At 59.4% G+C, this 21,500-nt stretch carries 18 protein-coding genes; 5 read left to right on the top strand and 13 right to left on the bottom strand.

Annotation, left to right across the window (positions count from 1 at the left end):
- Positions 1-50 precede the first annotated feature (50 nt).
- Genes codA through codB form a run of 3 tightly spaced genes read right to left on the bottom strand, consistent with a single transcriptional unit; the run spans position 51 to position 3,786 of the window.
- The gene (codA, locus tag AC236I_RS17850; RefSeq protein WP_088912098.1) at positions 51-1,289 is read right to left on the bottom strand and encodes a cytosine deaminase; all 1,239 of its coding nucleotides are present in this window, start codon (positions 1,287-1,289) and stop codon (positions 51-53) included.
- Entirely contained in the window at positions 1,286-2,521 is a 1,236-nt protein-coding gene (locus tag AC236I_RS17845) for a PucR family transcriptional regulator (RefSeq protein ID WP_015584912.1), read from the bottom strand. The genes codA and AC236I_RS17845 overlap by 4 nt, the downstream gene beginning before the upstream one ends.
- Positions 2,518-3,786 carry a cytosine permease gene (gene codB, locus AC236I_RS17840; protein WP_004859431.1) on the bottom strand — a complete coding sequence of 423 codons (1,269 nt, stop codon included), beginning with the start codon at positions 3,784-3,786 and terminating at the stop codon, positions 2,518-2,520. The genes AC236I_RS17845 and codB overlap by 4 nt, the downstream gene beginning before the upstream one ends.
- A 794-nt stretch (positions 3,787-4,580) precedes the next feature.
- On the opposite strand from codB, the gene AC236I_RS17835 reads away from it, so the two are divergent.
- The 3 genes from AC236I_RS17835 to AC236I_RS17825 are packed head-to-tail and all read left to right on the top strand — an operon-like array spanning position 4,581 to position 7,739.
- Complete coding sequence (locus AC236I_RS17835) at positions 4,581-5,192, top strand: methylthioribulose 1-phosphate dehydratase (RefSeq protein ID WP_004859435.1); 612 nt, start codon at positions 4,581-4,583, stop codon at positions 5,190-5,192.
- A 25-nt stretch (positions 5,193-5,217) separates the two neighbouring features.
- Positions 5,218-6,714, top strand: coding sequence for an FGGY-family carbohydrate kinase (locus AC236I_RS17830; RefSeq protein ID WP_004859438.1), 1,497 nt, complete (start codon positions 5,218-5,220; stop codon positions 6,712-6,714).
- Positions 6,711-7,739, top strand: coding sequence for a 2-hydroxyacid dehydrogenase (locus AC236I_RS17825; protein WP_487608565.1), 1,029 nt, complete (start codon positions 6,711-6,713; stop codon positions 7,737-7,739). Before AC236I_RS17830 ends, AC236I_RS17825 begins: the two co-directional genes overlap by 4 nt.
- Before the next feature lie 15 nt (positions 7,740-7,754).
- Here the strand turns inward: AC236I_RS17825 and AC236I_RS17820 are convergent, their stop codons facing one another.
- Genes AC236I_RS17820 through AC236I_RS17800 form a run of 5 tightly spaced genes read right to left on the bottom strand, consistent with a single transcriptional unit; the run spans position 7,755 to position 13,222 of the window.
- Positions 7,755-8,699, bottom strand: coding sequence for a carbohydrate kinase family protein (locus tag AC236I_RS17820; RefSeq protein WP_004859445.1), 945 nt, complete (start codon positions 8,697-8,699; stop codon positions 7,755-7,757).
- Positions 8,700-8,710: 11 nt separating this feature from the next.
- Positions 8,711-9,709: an ABC transporter permease gene (locus tag AC236I_RS17815; RefSeq protein WP_004859447.1), complete on the bottom strand. Its 999-nt coding sequence runs from the start codon at positions 9,707-9,709 to the stop codon at positions 8,711-8,713.
- On the bottom strand, positions 9,709-10,695 hold the full coding sequence (locus AC236I_RS17810) for an ABC transporter permease (protein ID WP_032716874.1): 987 nt from the start codon (positions 10,693-10,695) through the stop codon (positions 9,709-9,711). Before AC236I_RS17810 ends, AC236I_RS17815 begins: the two co-directional genes overlap by 1 nt.
- Positions 10,692-12,197, bottom strand: coding sequence for a sugar ABC transporter ATP-binding protein (locus AC236I_RS17805; protein WP_155075374.1), 1,506 nt, complete (start codon positions 12,195-12,197; stop codon positions 10,692-10,694). The genes AC236I_RS17810 and AC236I_RS17805 overlap by 4 nt, the downstream gene beginning before the upstream one ends.
- A gap of 44 nt (positions 12,198-12,241) precedes the next feature.
- Positions 12,242-13,222, bottom strand: a complete 981-nt coding sequence (locus AC236I_RS17800) for a sugar ABC transporter substrate-binding protein (RefSeq protein ID WP_048024613.1) — start codon at positions 13,220-13,222, stop codon at positions 12,242-12,244.
- Between the two features lie 416 nt (positions 13,223-13,638).
- Between AC236I_RS17800 and AC236I_RS17795 the strand changes: the two genes are divergently transcribed.
- On the top strand, positions 13,639-15,948 hold the full coding sequence (locus tag AC236I_RS17795) for a molybdopterin-dependent oxidoreductase (RefSeq protein ID WP_069476137.1): 2,310 nt from the start codon (positions 13,639-13,641) through the stop codon (positions 15,946-15,948).
- A gap of 109 nt (positions 15,949-16,057) precedes the next feature.
- Here the strand turns inward: AC236I_RS17795 and AC236I_RS17790 are convergent, their stop codons facing one another.
- Together AC236I_RS17790 and mtnC are read right to left on the bottom strand one after the other, a co-directional pair.
- Complete coding sequence (locus tag AC236I_RS17790; RefSeq protein WP_015584906.1) at positions 16,058-16,600, bottom strand: 1,2-dihydroxy-3-keto-5-methylthiopentene dioxygenase; 543 nt, start codon at positions 16,598-16,600, stop codon at positions 16,058-16,060.
- On the bottom strand, positions 16,597-17,286 hold the full coding sequence (mtnC, locus tag AC236I_RS17785; protein WP_004859463.1) for an acireductone synthase: 690 nt from the start codon (positions 17,284-17,286) through the stop codon (positions 16,597-16,599). Before mtnC ends, AC236I_RS17790 begins: the two co-directional genes overlap by 4 nt.
- 168 nt (positions 17,287-17,454) lie before the next feature.
- On the opposite strand from mtnC, the gene AC236I_RS17780 reads away from it, so the two are divergent.
- Positions 17,455-18,600 carry a pyridoxal phosphate-dependent aminotransferase gene (locus AC236I_RS17780; RefSeq protein WP_162661861.1) on the top strand — a complete coding sequence of 382 codons (1,146 nt, stop codon included), beginning with the start codon at positions 17,455-17,457 and terminating at the stop codon, positions 18,598-18,600.
- Here AC236I_RS17780 and AC236I_RS17775 read toward each other — a convergent pair whose 3' ends face one another.
- The 3 genes from AC236I_RS17775 to citR form a co-directional block, all read right to left on the bottom strand.
- Complete coding sequence (locus AC236I_RS17775) at positions 18,601-19,227, bottom strand: IbrB-like domain-containing protein (protein ID WP_044023555.1); 627 nt, start codon at positions 19,225-19,227, stop codon at positions 18,601-18,603. It abuts the gene before it with no gap.
- Entirely contained in the window at positions 19,212-20,435 is a 1,224-nt protein-coding gene (locus AC236I_RS17770; protein WP_004859472.1) for a phosphoadenosine phosphosulfate reductase, read from the bottom strand. Before AC236I_RS17770 ends, AC236I_RS17775 begins: the two co-directional genes overlap by 16 nt.
- 112 nt (positions 20,436-20,547) lie before the next feature.
- Complete coding sequence (gene citR / locus AC236I_RS17765) at positions 20,548-21,474, bottom strand: DNA-binding transcriptional repressor CitR (protein WP_004859477.1); 927 nt, start codon at positions 21,472-21,474, stop codon at positions 20,548-20,550.
- Positions 21,475-21,500 lie beyond the last annotated feature (26 nt).

Here is a 21,500-nt window from a genome sequence, read left to right as displayed (position 1 = left end):
CTGCGCGAGCAGCGGGTTGACGCGGGATGCGTACCGCGTCAACGTTGCGCTTAGGCCGGGTAGTGAATCTGTTCCGCCTGGCGCTGCATAATGATCTTGCCGTGACGAATGGAGGTCAGCACTTTGGCCTGACGGCGCACCGCGTCATAGTCGTTATGCGCATCAAGGATCAGCAGGTTTGCCGGGCGGCCTTCGGCGATACCGTAGTTGTCGCCGAGGCACAGCGCCCGGGCGCTGTTGTCGGTAATGAGATCGAGACAGCGCTGCAAATCTTCATAGCCCAGCATATGGCAGATATGCAGCCCGGCGTCGAGAATGCGCATGATGTTGCCATTGCCCAGCGGGTACCACGGATCCTGAATGGAGTCCTGAGCAAAGCAGACGTTAATCCCGGCGCGGTCCAGCTCCGCCACCCGCGTCACGCCGCGGCGTTTCGGCCAGCTGTCGAAGCGCCCCTGCAGGTGAATGCTTTCGGTCGGGCAGGAGATAAAGTTGATGCCCGAGGCCTTGAGCAGACGGAACAGTTTCGAGCAGTAGGCGTTATTGTAGGAACCCATCGCGCAGGTATGGCTGGCGGTGACCTGCGCGCCCATGCCGCGCACCCGGGCCTCTTCCGCCAGCACTTCGAGGAAACGCGACTGCGGGTCGTCGGTTTCATCGCAGTGTACGTCCACCAGGCAGCCGTGGCGCTGGGCCAGGTCCATTAAAAAGCTCAGGGAGCTGACGCCCTTATCGCGGGTGTTTTCGTAGTGCGGAATGCCGCCCACTACGTCGGCGCCCATTTCGATGGCGCGGGTCATCAGCTCGCGCCCGCCGGGGAAGGACTCAATGCCCTCCTGCGGAAAGGCGACGATCTGCAGGTCGATAAGATGGGCGGCCTCTTTTTTCACCTCCAGCATCGCTTCAAGCGCGGTCAGGGAGGGGTCGGTGACATCGATGTGGGTGCGCACATGCTGTACGCCGTTATCGCGCAGCATACCGATCGTTTTCAGCGCCCGCTGGCGCGTATCTTCTACCGTGACGCTCTCTTTACGCTGGCTCCAGCGGGCGATACCCTCGAACAGCGTACCGCTCATATTCCACTCCGGCTCGCCCGCCGTCAGGGTAGCATCCAGGTGGATATGCGGCTCGACGAACGGCGGGATAACCAGCTTTTGCTGCGCGTCGATATCGCTGGTTTCAGCCGCCTGCGCGGCGGCCTGCGGAGTGATGCTGTTAATCAGACCGTCCTGTAATTCAAGGGTATAGAGCGCTTCTTGATGGCGCAGACGCGCGTTGATGATTTTCATGGTTGTTCCCGTAAATGGTTTTGCGACATACGCCAGATCGCCAGGGCGACCGAAGCGTTGAGATGAAATTGCGGATGGCTGACCGGATTGCGGGTCAGCTTTTCAATACGTTGAATACGCTGATGCAGCGTGTTGCGGTGAATGCCCAGTCGTTCGGCGGCCCTGACCACGTTACCGCTCTCCTGAAGCAGCGTTTCCAGCGTCTCCATCAGCAGCCACGGACTTTTGCGATCGGGCTCGATCAGGCAGCCGAGGGTGTCGTGCATAAAATCGCTCAGCAGGGTGGGGTCGCTGACGGCGGAGAGCAGCTTGATAAAGCCCAGCTGCTGGTAATCGCTGATACGCTGGGCCGGACGCAGGCTATCGCTGAGGTCCAGCGCCTGACGCGCCTGCGACAGCGCCCGCTGATAGCCCTGCAGCTGCTGCACCGGCGCCGAAAGACCGCACAGCAGCGACAGCCCGTCGTCGCCTTCCGCCAGCGCATGCAGCCACGCCTGGAGCCACTTTTTGTGCTGATAAAACTCGCCTTCTTCATCCGGGAGCAGGAAAAGAAACATATTGCTGCGTTCGACCAGGGGAAAGGGGTTGCCCTGCTGATTGAGCTGTTGCTGCAGGCGCTGGCGCACGGTGCGGCGGGCCTGCTGGAGCCAGGCTTCGGCCTGCTCCGGCGGAAGCTGGCGAAACAGGCGCGGGATCCCTTCCAGGCGCAGGGCCGCCACTCGCAGCGGACGGGTAAAATCCAGCTGCTGGTGGAGCGCGCGTTGATGCAGGATTTGCAGATCGGGATAGTCGCCGGTTAACAGCTGCAGCAGAATATCGCGCTGCGACTGCAGCGCGTTTTCGCTGCGCACCAGCGCGGTACCGATGCGTTCGGTGACGATCACCATTTTGAGCAGATAGGGCTGTTCGATGAGCGGAATGCCCAGCTCGTCCGCCAGCGCGATCAATCGCGGCGGGATCGTCTGAATATATTGGTCCCCGGTGAGGATCACCATGCCGGCGATCCCGCGCTGCTTGCCCTCCATCAGCAGATGGATCAGGTTGTCTTCATCGCGGGGATGGTTGATCCCGGTGATAAACACCAGCTCTCCGCCCATGATCCATTCGGCGATATTTTCATTTTCCGCGACGTAGTACCAGCGCACCGCCAGCTGGAGCCCCTGCTGCCCCGCGCGCAGCCGCATCGCCGAGAGTCCCTCGAGAGCGAGGATTTCGCTGACCGTCAGGCTCATGACTCCTGCTCCGCGACCGAATCAGCGGCGGGCTGACGTTTGCTCAGACGAGTCAGCGCGATATAGACCAGCGCGGAAACGGTAATGCCAACCAGCGGGGCGATCCACGGCGACAGGTAAGCCACCACCGCGCCCACGGCGTAGGCGCTCAGCCCCAGCCAGTTAAAACGCGGTAAGCGGGCGGTGTGCAGCCGCGGATAGCGGCCGCCGCGATAAAACCAGTAGTCGGCGAGGATAACGCCACCGATGGGCGGAATGATGCTGCCCAGCAGCACCAGGAAAGGAATCAGCATTTCATACATCCCGCCAATGGCCAGCAGAATGCCAACGCCGGCGGCGACCACGGTCAGGGTGCGGCGGCGCTCGCTGCGCAGCAGGTGGCAGGCGGCCGCCGAGACGTTATAAATCGTCGGCCCCTGAATGGTCAGTAGGTTGAGGCACAGCATCACCACCGCGGCGACCGACAGCCCCTGCAAAATCAGCACTTCCACAATATCGGCCTGCTGGTAGACGATGGCGCACCAGGCGCCGGCCACAATCATCAGCCCGTTACCGATCAGGAAACTGCTCATACTGGCGAGGATAGCGGTGCGGCTGGAGTTGGCCAGCCGCGTCCAGTTGGTCGCCTGGGTGGCGCCGCTGGCGAAGGTGCCGAAGACCATGGTGATCGCCGCCGACCAGGTCATGGTCTCGCCCGGGGCGATTTTGGTCATTGCCTGCCAGCCGCCGGCGTGGTGGGCGGCCAGGTACATCGAGACCACCAGCAGAATGAACATCAGCGGCACCGACACGCGCGACAGCGCATCCAGCCCTTTGTAGCCCACCAGCGCGGTGACGCAGAACAGGATACCGAACAGGATCATCAGCGGGATGGTCATGGCGGCGGGCAGGGCGAGGATTTTGACCAGCGAGATGGCGACCGTCGCGGTACCCCAGGCGTACCAGCCCAGTTCGGCGAAGCCGAGAATAAAATCGGCGAGCTTGCTGCCGATTTCCCCGAAACAAAAACGGCCCATCAGTACGGTATTCAGCCCGCTGCGTGCGGCAATCCAGCCGAGGGAAGCGGCATACAGAGCCAGCAGAAAGTTACCGATCGCCGCAATCCACAGGAGGTTGACGATCGAAAAAGAGACGCCAAGTTTGCCGCCGGCGAACATCGTGCCGGTAAAAAAGGTAAAGCTGAACAGAACCATGGAGATCGAAAACAGGCCCTTACGCCCGGAGGCGGGCGCTTCGACGAGCGGAAAATCATTGCTGTTTGACATTGTGGAACCTCTGAGTGGCTATCCGAATGGCGATGGCAGAGAGGTAGCAAGAGATATGCCAACAAAATCAAGGCATGGGTGACACAATGCGATGGGCAGTGTGCACATAAAAAGTCGTTTATCAGCCGATGTTTGCCAGAAGAGTGTGCACGGTGCAAAGTTTTGCCCCGCGATGGGGCAGCGGCCGGCGGATTACCCAGGCTGGCGCTGAGATTTAGCGATTGTGCTCGCGATTGTGCTCGCATTTCTGTTGGCTGGGGGCTGGCGTTACCGGGCAGTTTCCGCGACGCGGACGCGATCAACGATCGGACAGGGAGCGGCGGCGCTGGGTTGTTATGCCGGCAATCCCGCACCTGACGATCTTGTCGGGCATCACCGTCTCTACACATTTTGCGCCCGATTTTTGCGGACCCATCGCACTTCTTTCCTGCAGAACGATCCCCCGTCTTTTTGACCACCGGTAGTTGGTAATAGGGGCTTCATGAAAACGTTCGGTTATATCATTGTTAAAAGCAGTAATTTCATATGCATTTCTGATATAACCATTATCAATGTAAGCCTTTCCTGAAATATTGTTCACTTAAGCTGGCGGTGTTAGTATCGGGTAAATAGCCATTTAGACGGCTAAAGAACCTTTCTCCAGGCTATTTTATTGGCCATTTTGGACCTGGGCAGGCTCACCCTCTCACGTACCCGGTGTACGTTCCGGGTGTGCCGCGCTGTCGGTGTCGAGACTGCCTGCAACACCTGCCGTAAAGGTTCTCAAATTAACATCGCTAAACTAAGGAACTGCTATGTGGCAAGAAAGACTCGCGCAACTGGTCACCACCTGTCATTGGATCGGCGCGAAAGGCTGGGCGCCGGCGACCGGCGGCAATATGTCGGTGCGTCAGGATGAGACCTGGTGCTGGCTTAGCGAGTCGGGACGCGATAAAGGCAGCCTGACGACGGAGGATTTCCTCCAGGTCGAGATCGCCAGCAATAAAGCGCCTTCCGGGCGTAAACCTTCTGCTGAAACCGGTCTGCATACCCTGGTGTATCGCCTGTTCCCTGAGGCTAACGTCGTGCTGCACGTCCATACCGTCAACGCGACGGTGCTGTCGCGCATCGAGAAGAGCGGGACGCTGGCGCTGCAGGGCTATGAAATGCAGAAAACCCTGACCGGTCAGCACAGTCATCTCGATACCGTCCCGGTGGCGATTTTCGATAATGACCAGGATATCGACGCCCTGGCGGCGCGCATTGAAGATTATGCGCAGACCAATCCGCTGCGCTATGGCTTCCTGCTGCGCGGCCACGGCCTGACCTGCTGGGGCAAAGATATTAATGAGGCCCGCCGTCAGCTGGAAGGACTGGAGTTTCTGTTCGAGTGCGAGCTGATGCGTCGCCGCTACGAGCGCGACTAAATTTCACTCCACTAACGGGTCAGGCATGGATTTTTATCTCGGAATCGACATCGGCACCTCGCGCGTTAAAGCGGTGCTGTTTGATGAGCATTTTCAGGCACGGGCCAGCGCGGCGGAGAATACCGGCCCGCGCCTGTCGGCGAACGGTCATGCCGAGCAGGATATGGCGCAGCTGTGGCAGTCGGTGTTGACCATTTTGCAACAGATTGCCCGACAGCCGGAACTGAAGGCCGGACGTCTGCGGGCGATCGGCCTTGCCGGGCAGGGCGAAGGCGTCTGGTTGAGCGATGCCGAGGGCGAACCGGTGGGCCCGGGGATCCTGTGGAGCGACACCCGCAGCCGCGAGCTGATGAGCGAGCTGTTACGCCGTCCGGGTTTCGACCGGCGCTTTTTCTCTGACACCGGCACTCACCTGCAGCCGTGCAATACCAGCATGCAGTTGAGCTGGCTCCGGCATTATCAACCGGAGCGGCTGGCGCAGGCGCACTATCTGTTTTTCGCCAAAGACTGGGTGCGTTTTCGCTTAACCGGGGTGGCGGCGCTGGATGTTACCGACGCCAGCACTTCGCTGCTCAATCAGCACAGCGGCGAACTGTCGGCGGTTGTGCTTAATGAAATGGGGCTGGCCGATCTGCAGCATCTGTTCCCGCCGCGGCTGGCCCCCGATGCGCCGGCCGGCACGCTGCGCGATGAGGTCGCCGCCCTCACCGGACTCCCCGCCGCCACGCCGGTGGCCGCCGGCGCGCTCGACGTTTGCAGCGCCGCGCTGGGCTGCGGAGCGGTCAACGATGGCGATATCTACACCATTCTCGGCACCACCTGCTGTACCGGGATTGTCTGCCACGGTCGTCAGGCGGTGAATGAGGGGACTCGCTATGTCACCCACACCGAGTCGGGGAGCTTTATCAATCTCTTCCCGATGCAGGCCGGTACGCCGAATATTGACTGGCTGCAACAGCATATTTCCCTGACGGCGGACCTCCAGCTGCTGGAGCAGTCTATCGCCGATGTCGAACCGGGCAGCGGCGGCGTCTTCTGGCAGCCCTACCTCAACGGCGAACGCGCGCCGTTTTTCAGCCCCGATGCGCGGGCCGGCTATTTTGGCATCAGCCAGCATACCACCCGCGCGGAACTGCAGCGGGCGGTGTTTGAAGGGCTGGCTTACGCCATCGTCGACTCGCTGCAGGGCTATCCGCAGGGGGGCGAACTGTACCTGACTGGCGGCGGCGCGGCCTCGGCAACCTGGCTGCAAATCATTGCCGACTGTACCGGGCGCACGGTGGTCTCCAGTACCTTTAATGAACTCAGCGCGCGCGGGGCGGCGATTCTGGCCGCCCGCAGCGTCGGCGCGCTGGCGCACTATCCCCGGCTGGAGCAGACCCGCTATCAGCCCGATCCGCAGGCCCACGCCCGCTACGCTGCCCTGTACCCGGTTTACCGGCTGCTGCGCGAGCAGATGCTGCCGGTCTGGCAGGCCCGACAGGATGCTCTTCACCGTCTTTCTCAGGAACAACATTCATGAAAATCGTTTTTACCGCCGAACATTCCGGCGATCTCGCAGCCTTTCAGCAACTCGGCGAGCTGCTGGTGGAAGGCTGGGCGTTGGGCAAACCGAAACTGAGCGCGGGCCAGCTGATTGAGCTGGCCCATGATGCCGAGGTTCTGATCACCAGCTATGACGATGTGACGGAAGAGGTGATTGCCGCCTGCCCGCGACTGCAGGTCATCGCCTGCACCCGCGCCAATCCGGTGAACATTGATATCAAAGCCGCTCAGGCCCGTGGTATCCGCGTGCTCTATACGCCGGGGCGCAATGCGGACGCCGCGGCGGAGCTGACCATTGGGCTGATGTTGAGCCTGGCGCGGCATATTCCGCAGTCCCATGCGGCGCTGAAACGCGGTGAGTTTACCCGCGCCGAGAACGCCACGCAGGCCACGCAGAGCGGACTGCGCCGCGATGTAGTGTGGGACGTGAGCCCGGAGAGTCCCTATGAAGTATTTAAAGGCAGCGAGCTGCGCAACAAAACCCTGGGGTTGATTGGCTATGGCAATATCGGTCGCCGGGTGGCGCGTATTGCGCGGGCGTTTGGCATGGCGGTGCTGGTAGTGGATCCGTTTGTCGCCGCCGAAGAGATCAACGAGCCGGGTCTACAGAAAACAACGCTTGAGGGACTGTTCCGCGCGGCGGATATCGTGAGCTTACATCTGAGCAGCGGCCCGCACAGCGATGGTCTGGTGAACGCGGCGTTGTTGAATAGCATGAAGCCCGGCGCGTTGTTGATTAACACCTCGCGGGCGGCGGTGGTGGATGAAGAGGCGTTGATTCACGCGCTGCGTCATGGCCCGCTCGGCGGCGCGGCGCTGGATGTCTATCACCGTGAACCGCTGTGGCGCGACCATCTGTTTATCACTGAGTTTGCTAACGTGATCATCACGCCGCATATTGCCGGGGCGACGCGGGAGAGCATCGCTAAGCATACGGCGATGATTGCCGCCGACCTCCAGCGCTATGTCGCTGGCGAGCCGCTGCTCTATCAGTGGCGCTAAGCCGCGGGCCGGAGATTATCCGGCCCGGTTGGCCGCCATAAACGCCAGGGTATGATCCCAGTCGACCACTCCGGCGTCTGAGCCTAACCCGGTCGCCACCAGCGCGGCGACCGCGGAGGCGACTTCACAGGCCTCTTTCACGCTCATCCCGCGGGCCAGCGCGGCAATAAAGCCGCCGCAGTAGCTGTCGCCGCAGCCGGTAGTATCAACGGCATCGACCCGGTACGGTGCGATATGTTCGACGCCACCGTCGCCGCTCAGCAGCCACGAGCCGTTTTCGCCATCCTTCAGAATGCAGGTCCCGACGCCCAGATCGAAGAAGAAACGGGCGATGTCGGCGGGGTCGGTGCGCCCGCTGAGGTCGCTTGCCTCTTCCAGCGAAGGCATAAAATAGTCCACCGACGGCAGCAGCGGGCGCAACAGATCCAGAGTCTGCTCGTTGGGGGCGATCAAATCAAAGCTGGTGGTGACGCCGCGGGCCTTTGCCTCTTGCAGCAGCAGGGCGCTTTGCCCGCGATCCATCGCCGCCAGCAGGCCGCTGCCGCCGTGGTGCAGGAAGCGGCAGTTGAGAATCGCGTCAAATTGTTCTTCGCCGACGAAAAGGGCATCGGAAGCGCCCCGGCAGTGCAGCGCCGGGCGCTCGCCGTTGGGACGGATCGGCAGGATCGTCGCTGACGTTTCCTGCTGCGCCGTGCGCTGGATCAGCGAGCAGTCGATCCCCAGCCGCGCATAGCTGGCAAGGATAAAATCGGCTTTTTCATCTTCGCCAAGGCAGGCGACCGCTGCGGTACGAATGCCCAGCTTTGCGGCGTTAATATTGGCTCCGGCGGCGGTACCGGCAGGGTTAAGGCGAATTTGTTCGATAAAGGCCACCCCGCCGCGCGGCGGGATGTCCGTCACCGGGCGACCGGCGATATCAAGAATAGTCAGGCCGACAAAGACGGCGTCAAAGGCTGCCATAGATGCTCCACTTAACGATGGGTTTGGCGCAGACGCGCCTGCCAGAAGGAGAGGGCCAGCGCCACCACCAGAATCACGCCAACCAGCGCATCTTTCACCAGGTAGTTGAGCCCCATCAGGTTCAGGCCGTTATCAATAATGGCGAGGAACAGCACGCCGCCGAGGGTACCGGCGATGCTGACCCGACCCAGTCGGTTAAAGGCAGTGCCGATAAATACCGCGGCGATAGCGTCCATCAAATAGGCCTGACCGGCCAGCGGCGTAAACTGGCGCAGGTTGGCGGAAAGAATAACGCCGCCGACGGCGCACAGCGCCGAGGCCGCCACCAGTACCCACAGCAGAGTCAGGCGATCGCGGATCCCGGCGATGCGCGCCGCTTCGCCGTTCTGGCCGATGGCGCGGACATATTTGCCAAACAGCGTGCGTTCGGTTATCAGCCAGGCTGCCAGCCCCAGCGCGAGGACAATCACCACCGGCGTCGGAATGCCGGCGATATTGCCGACCGCCAGGTCATGATACTCAGGAGCCATTCTGCGGTAGGAGATAGAGCCGCCGCCGTCGGTATAGATGCGTTCGGCGCTGCTGGCGATAAACCAGGTGCCGAGGGTGGCGAGGAAGGGACGAATCTGGCAGATAAGGATCAGGAAGGCATTCAGCAGGCCAATCATCACCCCGCCAAGCAGGGCGCAGCCCACCGCCGCCTGCCACGGCAGGTGCCAGGTTTTTAAGGCGACCAGCGCAAAGGCGGCACCGAAATCGAGCGCCACGCCTACCGACAGGTCGATGGCGCCGGCGCTGACGATTAAGGTCATCGCCATCGCCACAATCAGCAGAATGGCGCTTCCCTGGAGTAAATTCGCCCAGTTATCGAGGGTCAGAAAGACCGGGTTGGCCCAGCCAAACAGGGCGACCGCCAGCAGGGTAATAATGCCGAACCCGGCCCGCGACAGCCACGCCAGCGGGCTGCTGCCCGACCGGTTGGCTGAGGATTTGAGCGTCAGCTGACTCATCAGCGGCCTCCTTGATGCCTGACCGCCGAGGCCGCCAGGACGATGAGGATCAGGCCACCCTTGATGGCGCCCATCCAGAAGATATTCACCCCCAGCAGGCCAAGGCCGTTGGAGAGCGCGTTGACCAGTACCGCCCCGAGCAGCGCCCCCCAGATGGTGACCACGCGACGCCGCGAGAACGCCGCGCCGATAAAGGTGGCGAGGACAGTTTCCAGCAGTAACGGCGTTGCCGTGCCGCTGGAGCTACCGGAGCCCTGGCTGAGCAGCGGCAAAATCGCCAGCCCGGCGGCGATCCCGGCCAGTAGCCAGACCATAATCGTCAGACGACGGACGTTGAGGCCGCTCATCTGCGCCATATCGCGGTTGCCGCCTACCGCCTGTAAGTGCTGGCCGAAACGAGAGTGATGGAGCAAAAACTGAAACAGCACGAATACCGCCAGCAGGTAGATCAGCGGCCAGGGAACCCCGAGCACCGCGTTGTCGCGAAAAGCGACCATGAGCGGGTCGTTGACCGCGATGCGCCGCTGACCGGTCAGCAGATCCGTCAGGCCGGTAAAGGCGACGGAAGTCGACAGCGTCGCCAGCAGCGGCGGCAGGCCGGCGGCGAGCACCAGTATCGCGTTCACCGCTCCGCAGGCGAGGGAGACCGCGATCAGCAGCAGTAACAGCAGCAGATACGGAGTGTTCCATTCGACCATCCCGAGGCTCAGCAGGGCGACGCCGAGCACGGCGATAGCGGGAAGCGAGAGGTCGATACCGCCGGAGACCACGTCATCGCCGCCGACGGCAATCACGCACACCAGGCCGAAGCAGAGGATCGCCAGCGGCACGCTTTGCACCAGCATCATGCTGATATTCTGCCAGCTTAAAAAGAAAGGCGACTGGAGGCTGAGCCAGACCAGCAGTGCAAAAAAGAGAATCAGCGGGAATTTTTCGATAAGCGTCGTTATGCCCGGAAGCGGGCGGCGCTGGATATCTGCACTCATACCTGTTGTTCCTGTCCACCGTTAATCGTCGCCAGCAGCGCGTCGAGCGTCAGCCCCCGGGTCGGAAGATTAGCCACCAGTTCGCCGCGCCACATCACCAGGATGCGGTCGCAAAGGCCCAGCAGCTCCGGCGCATCGCTGGAGGAGACCAGTACCGCGCGTCCGCGATCCGCCAGCTCGCGGGTGCGCTGATAAATATCGCTGCGGGCGCCGATATCGACCCCAAGAGTGGGTTCATCGAGAATAAAGAGCCGTGCGTCGGTACCCAGCCAGCGGGCCAGAATGGCTTTTTGCTGGTTGCCGCCGCTCATAAAACGCACCGGCAGTTCCGGACGACCGGGGCGGATCGAGAGCCGGTCGATCCAGCTGCGCGCTTTTTCCAGCGCCCGGCCGCGATGCTCCCAGCCGAAGGTGGCGGTCTGCGGCAGGGAGGCGAGATTAATATTGTCGGCGGTGGAGAAGGGAAGAATCAGCCCCTGATGGCGACGGTCGCGCGGCACCAGCGCCATGCCGGCGCGGGTGGCCTGATACGGCGTACGCAGCCGCTTCGGCTGGCCGTCGATGCTAATCGTGCCGCTGCGGGCGCGGCGCAGCCCGTAAAGCAGATCGACCAGCACGTCGCGGCCGGCGCCCAGCAGACCGGCGACGCCGACGATCTCTCCCGGCTGAATATCAAAGGTAATAGCGTTTAATTGCGCGCCGTCGCTGAGCTGGCGTACCGACAGGACCGGCACGGCGGTATCGACCTGATGAGCGCTGCTCTGACGCGGGGTATAGAGCTGTTCGATATCGCGCCCGACCATCATTTTAATCAGCGCGTCGGTGTTCTGCAGGAGCGCCCGATCGGGGTAGCCGACGACCTCGCCGTTACGCAGTACCGTGCCGCGATCGCACAGGGCGGCGATTTCATTGAGATAGTGAGAAATATAGAGAATCGCGATCCCCTGCTGCCGCAGGCGCAGAATCGCCGAGGAGACCAGGCTGGCTTCCTGCGCTTCCAGCGGTGCGGTAGGCTCATCGAATACCACCAGCTTTGCCGCGCCGTCGATCAGCGCGCGGGCTATCTGCACCAGCTTGCGTTCAGCGAGGCTGAGGTCGCGGATCAGGCGGCGAGGATTGATTTCCAGCTGCCAGCTGTCGCGGAAAAACGCCGCGGTGGCGGCATTCATTCGCCGCCGGTCCAGCGCCCCCCAGCGGGTACGGTACTCCTGGCCGAGGAACACCGATTCCGCCACCGTAAAGTGGGGGATCAGATTGAGCTCCTGGTGAATGACGCGGATGCCCAGCGCTTCAATCGCCGCCGGATTACCCAGCGGCAGCGGCGCGCCGTCGAGGGTGGCGTTGCCGCTATCGGCCTGGTAAACGCCCGCGAGGATTTTGATCAGCGTCGATTTTCCGGCGCCGTTCTCGCCGATCAGACCGTGAATTTCGCCGGGATTCAGAAGCAGCGTGACCGCATTTAATGCAGTCACGTTGGCAAAGCTTTTGCTGATCTGGTTCATCGCCAGACCAGCGGCGGGGTGAGTCCCGCCGGAGGATTGAGTGATCACTGCAGTTCGCCATATCCCAGCTGTTTATAGACTGCTTTCGCCTCCTGCGGCCCTTTGACCGGGACCACCGGAATAAAGGTCTGCAGCGGCAGTTTCTCTTTGGCGAAGTAGCGCGCGACGTTATCGGCGGAGGTCTGGCCAATCAGATGCGGCTGCTGAGCCACGTTGGCGACGAACGGGCTATTCGGCTCGGCCATGATCTCCAGCGTTTCCGGACCGGCATCGATAGCGGTAACCTTCACATCTTTATCGCGGCCGGTCTCTTCCAGCGCCTGAACGATACCGATGGCCGGCTGATCCCAGCAGGCGACATGAATGGCATCGAGTTTGCCTTTAGGATACTGGCTGAGTAATTCGAGGGTTTTCTTCCGCGCGTCTTCCGGGGAATTGGCAAACTGTTCGGCCAGCTCCGGCTGGATAATATGAATGTCCGGATAATCCTTAAGGACATATTTCCACTGATCGTAACGAATCCCGCAAATACGCAGGGAGCTGGAGAACGCATTGAATACGGCAACGTTGCCTTTACCGCCTAATTCGTCCGCCATATAGCGGCCAATGGTTGAACCGAGGGTGTAGTTGTCGGAAGTCGTGTTATTGACCGAGTATTTTGACACATGATCGACGGTAAATACCGGAATGCCAGCGTCGCGCAGCGCTTTGAATTTAGGTTCGACAGCGCTGTCGCCGAGAATACTAATTACCGCATCGACTTTACGTGACAGTAAAATATCATGGTTGTTGGCATGGACCTGATTATCGCGGCCGCCATCGACGCCGATCACTTTACCACCCAGTTTCTCTACCTCTTCGGTGGCGCCTTTATAGGCTTCACGATCCCAGAAGTGCTGGGTGCCAACCACGGCGACGCCAATGGTCTTCCCCTGGAGCGAAAGGGCTTCTGCGGCTGACGCGCTAACGGAGACGAGCGAGAGCAGACCCAGCGCGGCGGGTAATAATTTTTTTCTCTGCGACATTCTTATTATGATCCTGTGATGAAGGTAGCTGCGGACTCGTAGCATGACAATAACGAGCACGCAACCTCAAATACGAAATACGTCTAAGTTATTCCAGTAATGTTATATCGCAGGATTAGCCGAGGAAAACTTAATTTTATCATCGACAAGCTGAAAATATTTCATGATGGATAATTTAACCCTCTTTTATATTGTGGATATTAAAGCTGATGCGTTATTTTCAGTGCAAATAATCGTTGCTGCTTAATTATTATGGTTTAGCTGATGTGAAATCTGGTAAATAACCTGTCGGGCCGGGAAGTGTGAGGGGTTAATTGCTATATATCCAGCATATTATATGGCGGGTGGCGTTTTATCTTGCCGAGCATCGCGCTCTATTATAGCGCTCTTTAGCGGGTGAGAAGAAAACAGGCACTATGAGAAAACAGCATAATCTGACCGTGATGCACTGGGGAACCTGGCAGGTTCAGGCCCGCGATGGCCATATCGCTGCGGTCACGCCGGTTCCCTGGGATAAGTCTCCTTCACGTATCGGTCAATCGCTCCCCGATGCGGTCACCGGCAATGCGCGCATTCGCCGTCCGGCGGTGCGAGAAGGCTATCTGAAGAATGGCCCGGCTTCCCGCGAGGGGCGTGGCACAGAACCTTTCGTGGAGGTGAGCTGGGAGGTGGCGCTTGATCTGCTGGCCCGCGAGCTGACGTCGGTGAAGACGCGCTGCGGCAACGAGGCGATTTTTGGCGGCTCCTACGGTTGGGCCAGCGCCGGACGTTTTCACCACGCCCAGAGCCAGCTGCATCGTTTCCTGAAAACCTTCGGCGGTTACACCGCCAGCACTAATACCTACAGCAGCGCCGCCGGGGAACGCATTTTACCGCATGTGCTCGGGCCGCTCAGTCCGCTGCACCGCCAGCACACTCATTTCTCTGAGCTGGCGCGCGAGTGCCAGCTGTTTGTCGCCATCGGCGGTTTACCGCTGCGTAATGCGCAGGTCAACGGCGGCGGCGCCAATGACCATATGCTGAAGCACTGGCTGGATAAAATGCAGGAGGGGGGAACGCGCTTTGTTAACATCAGCCCGGTGCGTAACGATCTCAGCGCCGTGGAGAGCGCGCAGTGGCTGGCGATTCGTCCGGGCACCGATACGGCGCTGCTGCTGGCGCTGTGCCACGTGCTGATAGCCGAATCACTGTACGATGCGCAGTTTGTCGCCAGCCATACGGTAGGTTTTGAACCGTATCGCGCCTATCTGCTCGGGGAGAGCGACGGGATAGCGAAAACGCCGCGCTGGGCGGCGGCGATTACCGGTATCGCGGAACAACAGATCGTCTCTCTGGCGCGGATGATGGCCAGCCAGCGCACGATGGTGAATATCTCGTGGTCCATTCAACGCGCGCGCCAGGGGGAACAGGCCTACTGGGCTACGGTAGCGCTGACCGCGCTGCTGGGGCAAATTGGCACTCCGGGCGGCGGGCTGGGCTTTGGCTACGCCTGCACCAACCTGGCGGGAGCCGCGCGTAAAGCGTTCTCCGGCCCGCGCTTACCGGCCGGGGAAAATGCGGTCAGCAGCGTGATCCCGGTGGCGCGACTGGCGGATATGCTGCTGCATCCCGGCGAGGAGTACGAGTTTGACGGCCAGCATCTGCGCTACCCTGATATCCGCCTGGTGTACTGGGCGGGGGGGAACGCGTTCCATCACCACCAGGATCTCAACCAGCTGTGTGAAGCGTGGCGGCGGCCGGAAACGGTGGTGGTCCACGAGCAGTACTGGACCGCGCAGGCTAAATTCTCCGATATCGTGTTGCCGGTAACCACCTCACTGGAGCGTGAAGATATCGGCAGCGGTGGGCACGACGGCTTTATGATCGCTATGAGCGCCCAGATCCCGCCGGTGGGCGAGGCGCGCGACGATTACGCGATTTTCTGCGATCTCGCGGCACGGCTGGGCATTGGCGAGCGGTTTAGTGAAGGGCGGGATGCCGGCCAGTGGCTGCGGCAGATTTACGAAGACTCCCGGCCGCGGGCACAGGAAGAGGGGATTGAGCTGCCTTCGTTCGATGCGTTCTGGCAGCAGGGCGTGCTGGAATACCGTGCCCCGGAAAAACCGCAGGTCTTTCTGGCGGAGTTCCGCGCCGACCCGCAGCGCTATCCGCTCTCCACTCCTTCAGGCAAGATTGAACTCTACTCGGAAACGATTGCCGCTTTTGGCTATCGCGAATGCCCGGGCCATCCGTGGTGGGATGCAGAAGAGGCGGCCCGGCAGCAGACGGAGGCCGAGCGCTGGCCCCTGCATCTGCTCTCCAGTCAGCCGCGCACCCGTTTGCACAGCCAGTACGATCACGGCAGCGTCAGCCGGGCGACGAAAATTCAGGGCCGGGAGCCGCTGTGGATGCATCCGCAGGATGCGCAGGCGCGGGGCATCGTCGAGGGTAGCGTGGTGAAGGTGTATAACGCCCGCGGGGCGATTCTCGCCGGGGTGCATCTTAGCGAGCAGATCCTCGAAGGGGTGGTGCAGATGTCAACGGGAGCCTGGTACGATCCGCTGGATCCGAAGGTCAAAGGTTCGCTGGACAAGCATGGCAATCCGAACGTCTTGACCGAAGATCGCGGCAGTTCGCGCCTGGGACAGGGCTGTAGCGCCCAGACCTGCCGGGTGGAGATCGAACCATGGCGTGAACCGCTACCGCCGATTACCGCCTTCGATCCGCCGAGGTTTATTCGGGAGTAGGAACGGGGAATTGCCCGGCGGCGCTTCGCTTGCGCGGACCGACGGGAAGGAGGGGATGCAGTAGGCCGGGTCAGGCGAAGCCGCCACCCGGCGCTATTGAATTGCGGCGTTAGGCCAGCCGCGGGTAGGCGTCGGCGATATCGTTGCCGGTAAATTTCGCTACCCAGCCTTCCGGGTTGTCGAAAATACGGATAGCGGTGAAGTCAGGCTCCGGGCCCATATCAAACCAGTGCGGCGTGTTGGCCGGTACCGAAATCAGATCGTTCTTCTCGCACAGCACCTGAAACACTTCGTTGCCGATATGCAGGCAGAACAGCCCGGCGCCTTCAACAAAAAAGCGGACTTCGTCTTCCCCGTGGGTGTGTTCGTTGAGGAACTTCGCGCGTAGCGCCTCTTTCTGCGGATTATCCGCGCGCAGGCTGATCACGTCCCAGCTCTGGTAGCCCTTTTCCGCCACCAGCTTCGCTATTGCGTGCTGATAGGCTTCAAGCACCGCCTCGGATGTCGGAGAGGGGCCTAAATCACGGTCGGCCTGCCAGCGTTCGAAGCGCACGCCTTTGGCGTTGAGCTGCTGCTGAATTTCATCGCCGTCGGTGCTATGCCAGAGAGGGGTACCGGCGTCTTTTTCTGAATAAATCGTTAATGCGCTCATGCTGGGATCTGCTCCGGATGAATGTCGTCAAAACGCTGAACTTGCGGGTGATGGCTGGCAGGATCGCGGTCGCCGCGCACCAGCTGGATCGTACGAAAACCGGCGGCTTCTGCCGCATCCAGCTCCTGATGAATATCGGAGAGGAACAGAATCGTCGCCGGATGATGCCCCAGCTGTTCGGCAATATTGCGATAAGACTGCGTTTCTCGCTTGGCTCCCGTCAAGGTGTCGAAATAGCCACTGAACAGATGAGTAATATCACCTTCGTCGCTGTAGCCAAATAACAATTTCTGCGCCGCGACGGAGCCAGAGGAATATATATATAAATCAATTCCCTGGGACTTCCATTTTTCCAGCGCGGGCAGAACGTCCGGATAGAGATGGCCGGTAAAGTCGCCATTAACATAGCCTTCGCGCCAGATAATACCCTGCAGCGCCTTGAGCGCCGTTGACTTGCGGTCTTCGTCCATAAAGGCCAGCAGGGTATCAATCAGTTCGGCGGTGCTGGCGGCGGGGTTATCGATTTCCGCTCGCAGATTATCAAGGATCGTCTTCACCGGCTCGGCGTACTGTTGCGCGGTGACAAAGGCCGCTAGCCGCTCGCGGGCGTACGGAAACAGAACGTTGTGGACAAAAGAAATGTCGCTGGTGGTGCCTTCAATATCGGTCACGATAGCGCGGATCATGGTTTCTCCAGAGTGGGCGGTGCGCCGTGATGGGCTGCTTCAGGCGAGAACCGGCATAACATTATCATTTAGACGTCTAAGCGTCTTGATTGCCAAATATTAACATCGTGTTATAGTGGCTTCAACAACAGCATTACAATCGGTAATTATAAAATGAGCAATAAGCCACTGATTCCTGAAAGTAAACTTCCTTCTCTTGGCACCACCATATTTACACAAATGAGCGCACTGGCGCAGGAACACCGGGCGATCAATCTGTCGCAGGGGTTCCCGGACTTTGACGGGCCGCGCTACCTGCAGGAGCGCCTGGCGTATCATGTCGCTCAGGGGGCTAACCAGTACGCGCCGATGACCGGTGTCCCGGCTTTGCGTGAAGCGATTGCCGACAAAACCGCCGAACTGTACGGCTATCGCCCGGATGCCAACAGCGATATTACCGTTACGGCGGGGGCAACCGAAGCGCTCTATGCGGCGATTACCGCGCTTGTACGCGCCGGCGATGAGGTCATCTGTTTTGACCCAAGCTACGATAGCTACGCGCCGGCCGTGGAGTTATCCGGCGGCGTATTGAAACGTATCGCTCTGCAGCCGCCCCATTTTCGCGTTGACTGGCAAGAATTTGCCGCAGCGCTTAGCGAGCGCACCCGGCTGGTTATCCTGAACACGCCGCATAATCCGTCGGCGACGGTCTGGCAGCGCGAGGATTTTGCCGCGTTGTGGCAGGCGATTGCTGACCATCAAATTTATGTGATCAGCGATGAGGTCTATGAGCATATTTGCTTTGCGTCGCACGGGCACGCCAGCGTACTGGCACACCCTCAGCTTCGCGAACGGGCGGTGGCGGTCTCTTCTTTTGGTAAAACCTTCCACATGACCGGCTGGAAAGTGGGGTACTGCGTGGCGCCGGCGGCGATAAGCGCCGAGCTGCGCAAGGTTCATCAGTATCTGACTTTCGCAGTGAATACGCCTGCCCAGCTGGCAATCGCCGATATGCTGCGCCATGAGCCGGAGCACTATCGCCAGCTGCCGGAATTCTACCGCGAGCGGCGAGATCTGTTTGTCGATGCCCTGCGCAGCAGCCGTCTGGAGATTCTTCCTTGCGAGGGCACCTACTTCCTGCTGGCTGACTACAGCGCGATTTCCGATCTCGACGATGTGAGCTTTTGCCGTTGGCTGACGACCGAAGTGGGCGTCGCGGCGATCCCGCTGTCGGTGTTCTGCGCAGATCCGTTCCCGCACCAGCTCATCCGCCTGTGCTTTGCAAAACAGCCGGCAACTCTGCTGGCCGCAGCGGAACGTCTCTGCCAGCTGTAGCTATTTTACGGTCCACGCCTGAGAAAATTGCCGGTCGCCAAACAGTTCGGCAAGACCGTTAATTTGTTTCAGGCGTAACACCTCGTCAGCGTCCATACCCAGCTCCTGACTGATTTTCGCGTCTGACCAGCCCAGGTTTGCCAGCTCATGGACGATCGCGGACATGGCGGGGATCTGATGGCGGCCCCGCGCGCGGTTATGGCGAATGGTGGCGGCCATCAGCGTATCGCGGCCGGGAGAAGGGTTTTCCAGGCAGGTAACCGGGAGATAGCCGTTCAACTGCTTTTTTAACGGCGCTTTGTTTCTGGCGAGCTCGTGGCGATGGAATCCGTCAACGATGGTGTAGCGCGCCTCATCTTGTCTGAGCACCACAATGGGTTGCGTAAAACCGTCCGTCTCCAGCGAAGTGAGCAGCAGACGTTTTTCCGGCGGGGCGAGGTTGTTGGGGTTGTAGTCATTTGGCGAAACGCTCTCCTGCTTGACCCACAGCACACAGTCAACGGGATGTGATTTGAACGGACTGTAATTGTGCAAAAGCTGGCGAAAAGCGTTCAGCGCCTCCACGCGTTCTGCATCCTGGAGAGTGTTCAGATAGCGCTCAAGATCCTGCATTATTTGTTGTTGCATAAGATTCCCCACTGCTGGCGTTTTTGACGCATTCGTTCGCGGTAGCGTCGGTATTGGCTGGCTTTGGTCGGACTGAAAGAGAGCATGCGGCACCAGTAATCGTTATTCAGTAGCACTTTGCAGATGCGTCGCCAGGAGGGAATATCCTTCACGCCGGTATCGGCCGTCTGGAGGTCAGGTATATCCACCATTCCTTGCTTTTGATACCAGTGCAGATAGACGGCAATTTTATTCCGGTAATGTTCGGCCGTTTTTTCCGGCATGCTGTCGAGTAAAAACAGGGCGTAGCTCTTCCAGGTATGATGTCCGGGTTTCTCCAGCTTGCGATGTCCGTAGAACTGGTTATCCTGGCCGGCGTAGATCCCGCCGCAGCCTGCGCCGCTCACCCGCTGGCACATAGCGGCCCAGCGCGCAGGTTCCAGTACGTGATAAAGCCAAAGCCCCTGGCGTTGTTCCGGACCGAAAGGTTCACAGATACGCATGTAGCGCAGCGGTACGCCGGCCTGATACATCAGGTCATAGAGTGGGTTACAGGCGAGTCCGCTTTTGGCAAACCAGGTCCAGATATCAGCGGTTTTCCAGTCATAAATAGGGTAGGCGTACCACGCGTGGCCCCCCGGCGCTGAGGTGGTCCAGGGCTTATCATCGGCAAAACGCTGTTTGCGACGCGATGAGATGGTGATAAATCGGTTAAGGGATTCATCCGCGCGGATGCCGACTAAGATCGCCGCGGGACGGTTAGCGGAAAACCAGTCGGCGAATTCGCGCACAAAGCTTTCGAAGCTCATCCCCGGGGCGTAAAAAGAAAAATAGCCGGGGTCGGTAATGGCATGCGGCGGAGGCTGGCGCACCCATGGGGTGTCAGGTTCCCAGCATTGCCATTCCGGCGCGAACTGACTGAGTGAGTTCTGCGTGGTTAGCGGCAGAGCAACCCAGAAAAATTGTTCGATGACATCCTGATATGTTTCCCGCAGCGCTTCACAATGGGTAATGGTGCAGGAAAACTGCGCCTCCCAGTCGATAAACAGCACGCTAATTTTGCGGCCTGTACGTCGTGCGTGAAGCGCGGTCAGATGTAACATCAGAGTGGAATCCTTGCCTCCGGAAAAAGAGACACAGATTCGGGAGAAATTATCCATCACCCATTCAATACGTTTCTGCGCGGCCTGCAGAACGGACTCGGGTAATGGAAGTTTTATTAATGCCACGATCTCTGTTCCTTAACTGCAGTTGACGGTTTGATTGCATACCATGCTACGACAGAAAATAACCACCGTCATTTTTTATGCGTTTACATTTGCGTGGATTATTAATTTAGACTTAATCATTCATGGCGTGAATTTTTGTCTGAGGTTGCGGATGGATTATCTTGTCGATCAGCGAAGAGAACAGGGGGGTATTTATCTGCGTCTGGTGATAAATCATGTAGATCATAATAGAGGGTAGCGGAACGGGCAGCACTCTTAATTTCAGATTAAAAAGCGGGGGAGTCAATATCGCTTTAGGAACAAAGCCGATAAGGTCGGTGTGGTTAATCATATTGATGATCGCTATCAGAGAATCGCTGCGAAAGGCAATCCTGCGGTCAGGAAAGCTTTTTTTCATTTGCGCATAAAAACTCTTTATCCCGACTTCACTGGAAAGATAAGCGGCAAAGCTTTCTCGCATAATGGCCTGCCGGTCGTTGAGTTCATCGGCCCGCGGATGGTGTTCGCCACAGACCAGTACCATTTCAGCCTCGTGGAAGGGCTGGCAGAGCGTCTCCGCGTTTTTACCGGGGGACAAACTGAGTATCAGATCCGCCTTGCGCTGTGAGAGCAAATTCTCCACTGATTCGCTGGTGAGCTGAAGGTCATGATGCTCAATCTGCATATTCCGGCTGTGGTAGAGGGCACGGATGAGTTGTGAAGAGTCGGGGGTAATAAATAACTGTGGGCTATAAATGACAAACCGTTTTTTTAAATTGTCCGGGTTGGCAATAGAAATCGTTTTCTCCAGCTGGCTTAAGTTTTTTTCGAGAAGATAATGCAGGTTGACGCTCATTTGGGTGGGGGTAATGCCTTTCCCCGAACGAATAAACAGCGGATCGTTAAGCTGAGTGCGCAGGCGTTGCAGTGACTGGCTTACGGCGGAGGGCGTAATAAATAATGTTTCCGCCGCCCGACTGATGCTCAGATGTTGATAGATGCATTCAAAAATAACCAGCAGGTTAAGATCGAATTTTTTCAGGCCGTAAAGGTTCGCCATGGCTAATTATCCGGATTACGTCGTGG

Source organism: Klebsiella sp. Sb-30 (assembly GCF_057652795.1).
Note: the sequence above shows the minus strand (reverse complement) of the source record. Positions and strands in the feature narration are given on the sequence as shown.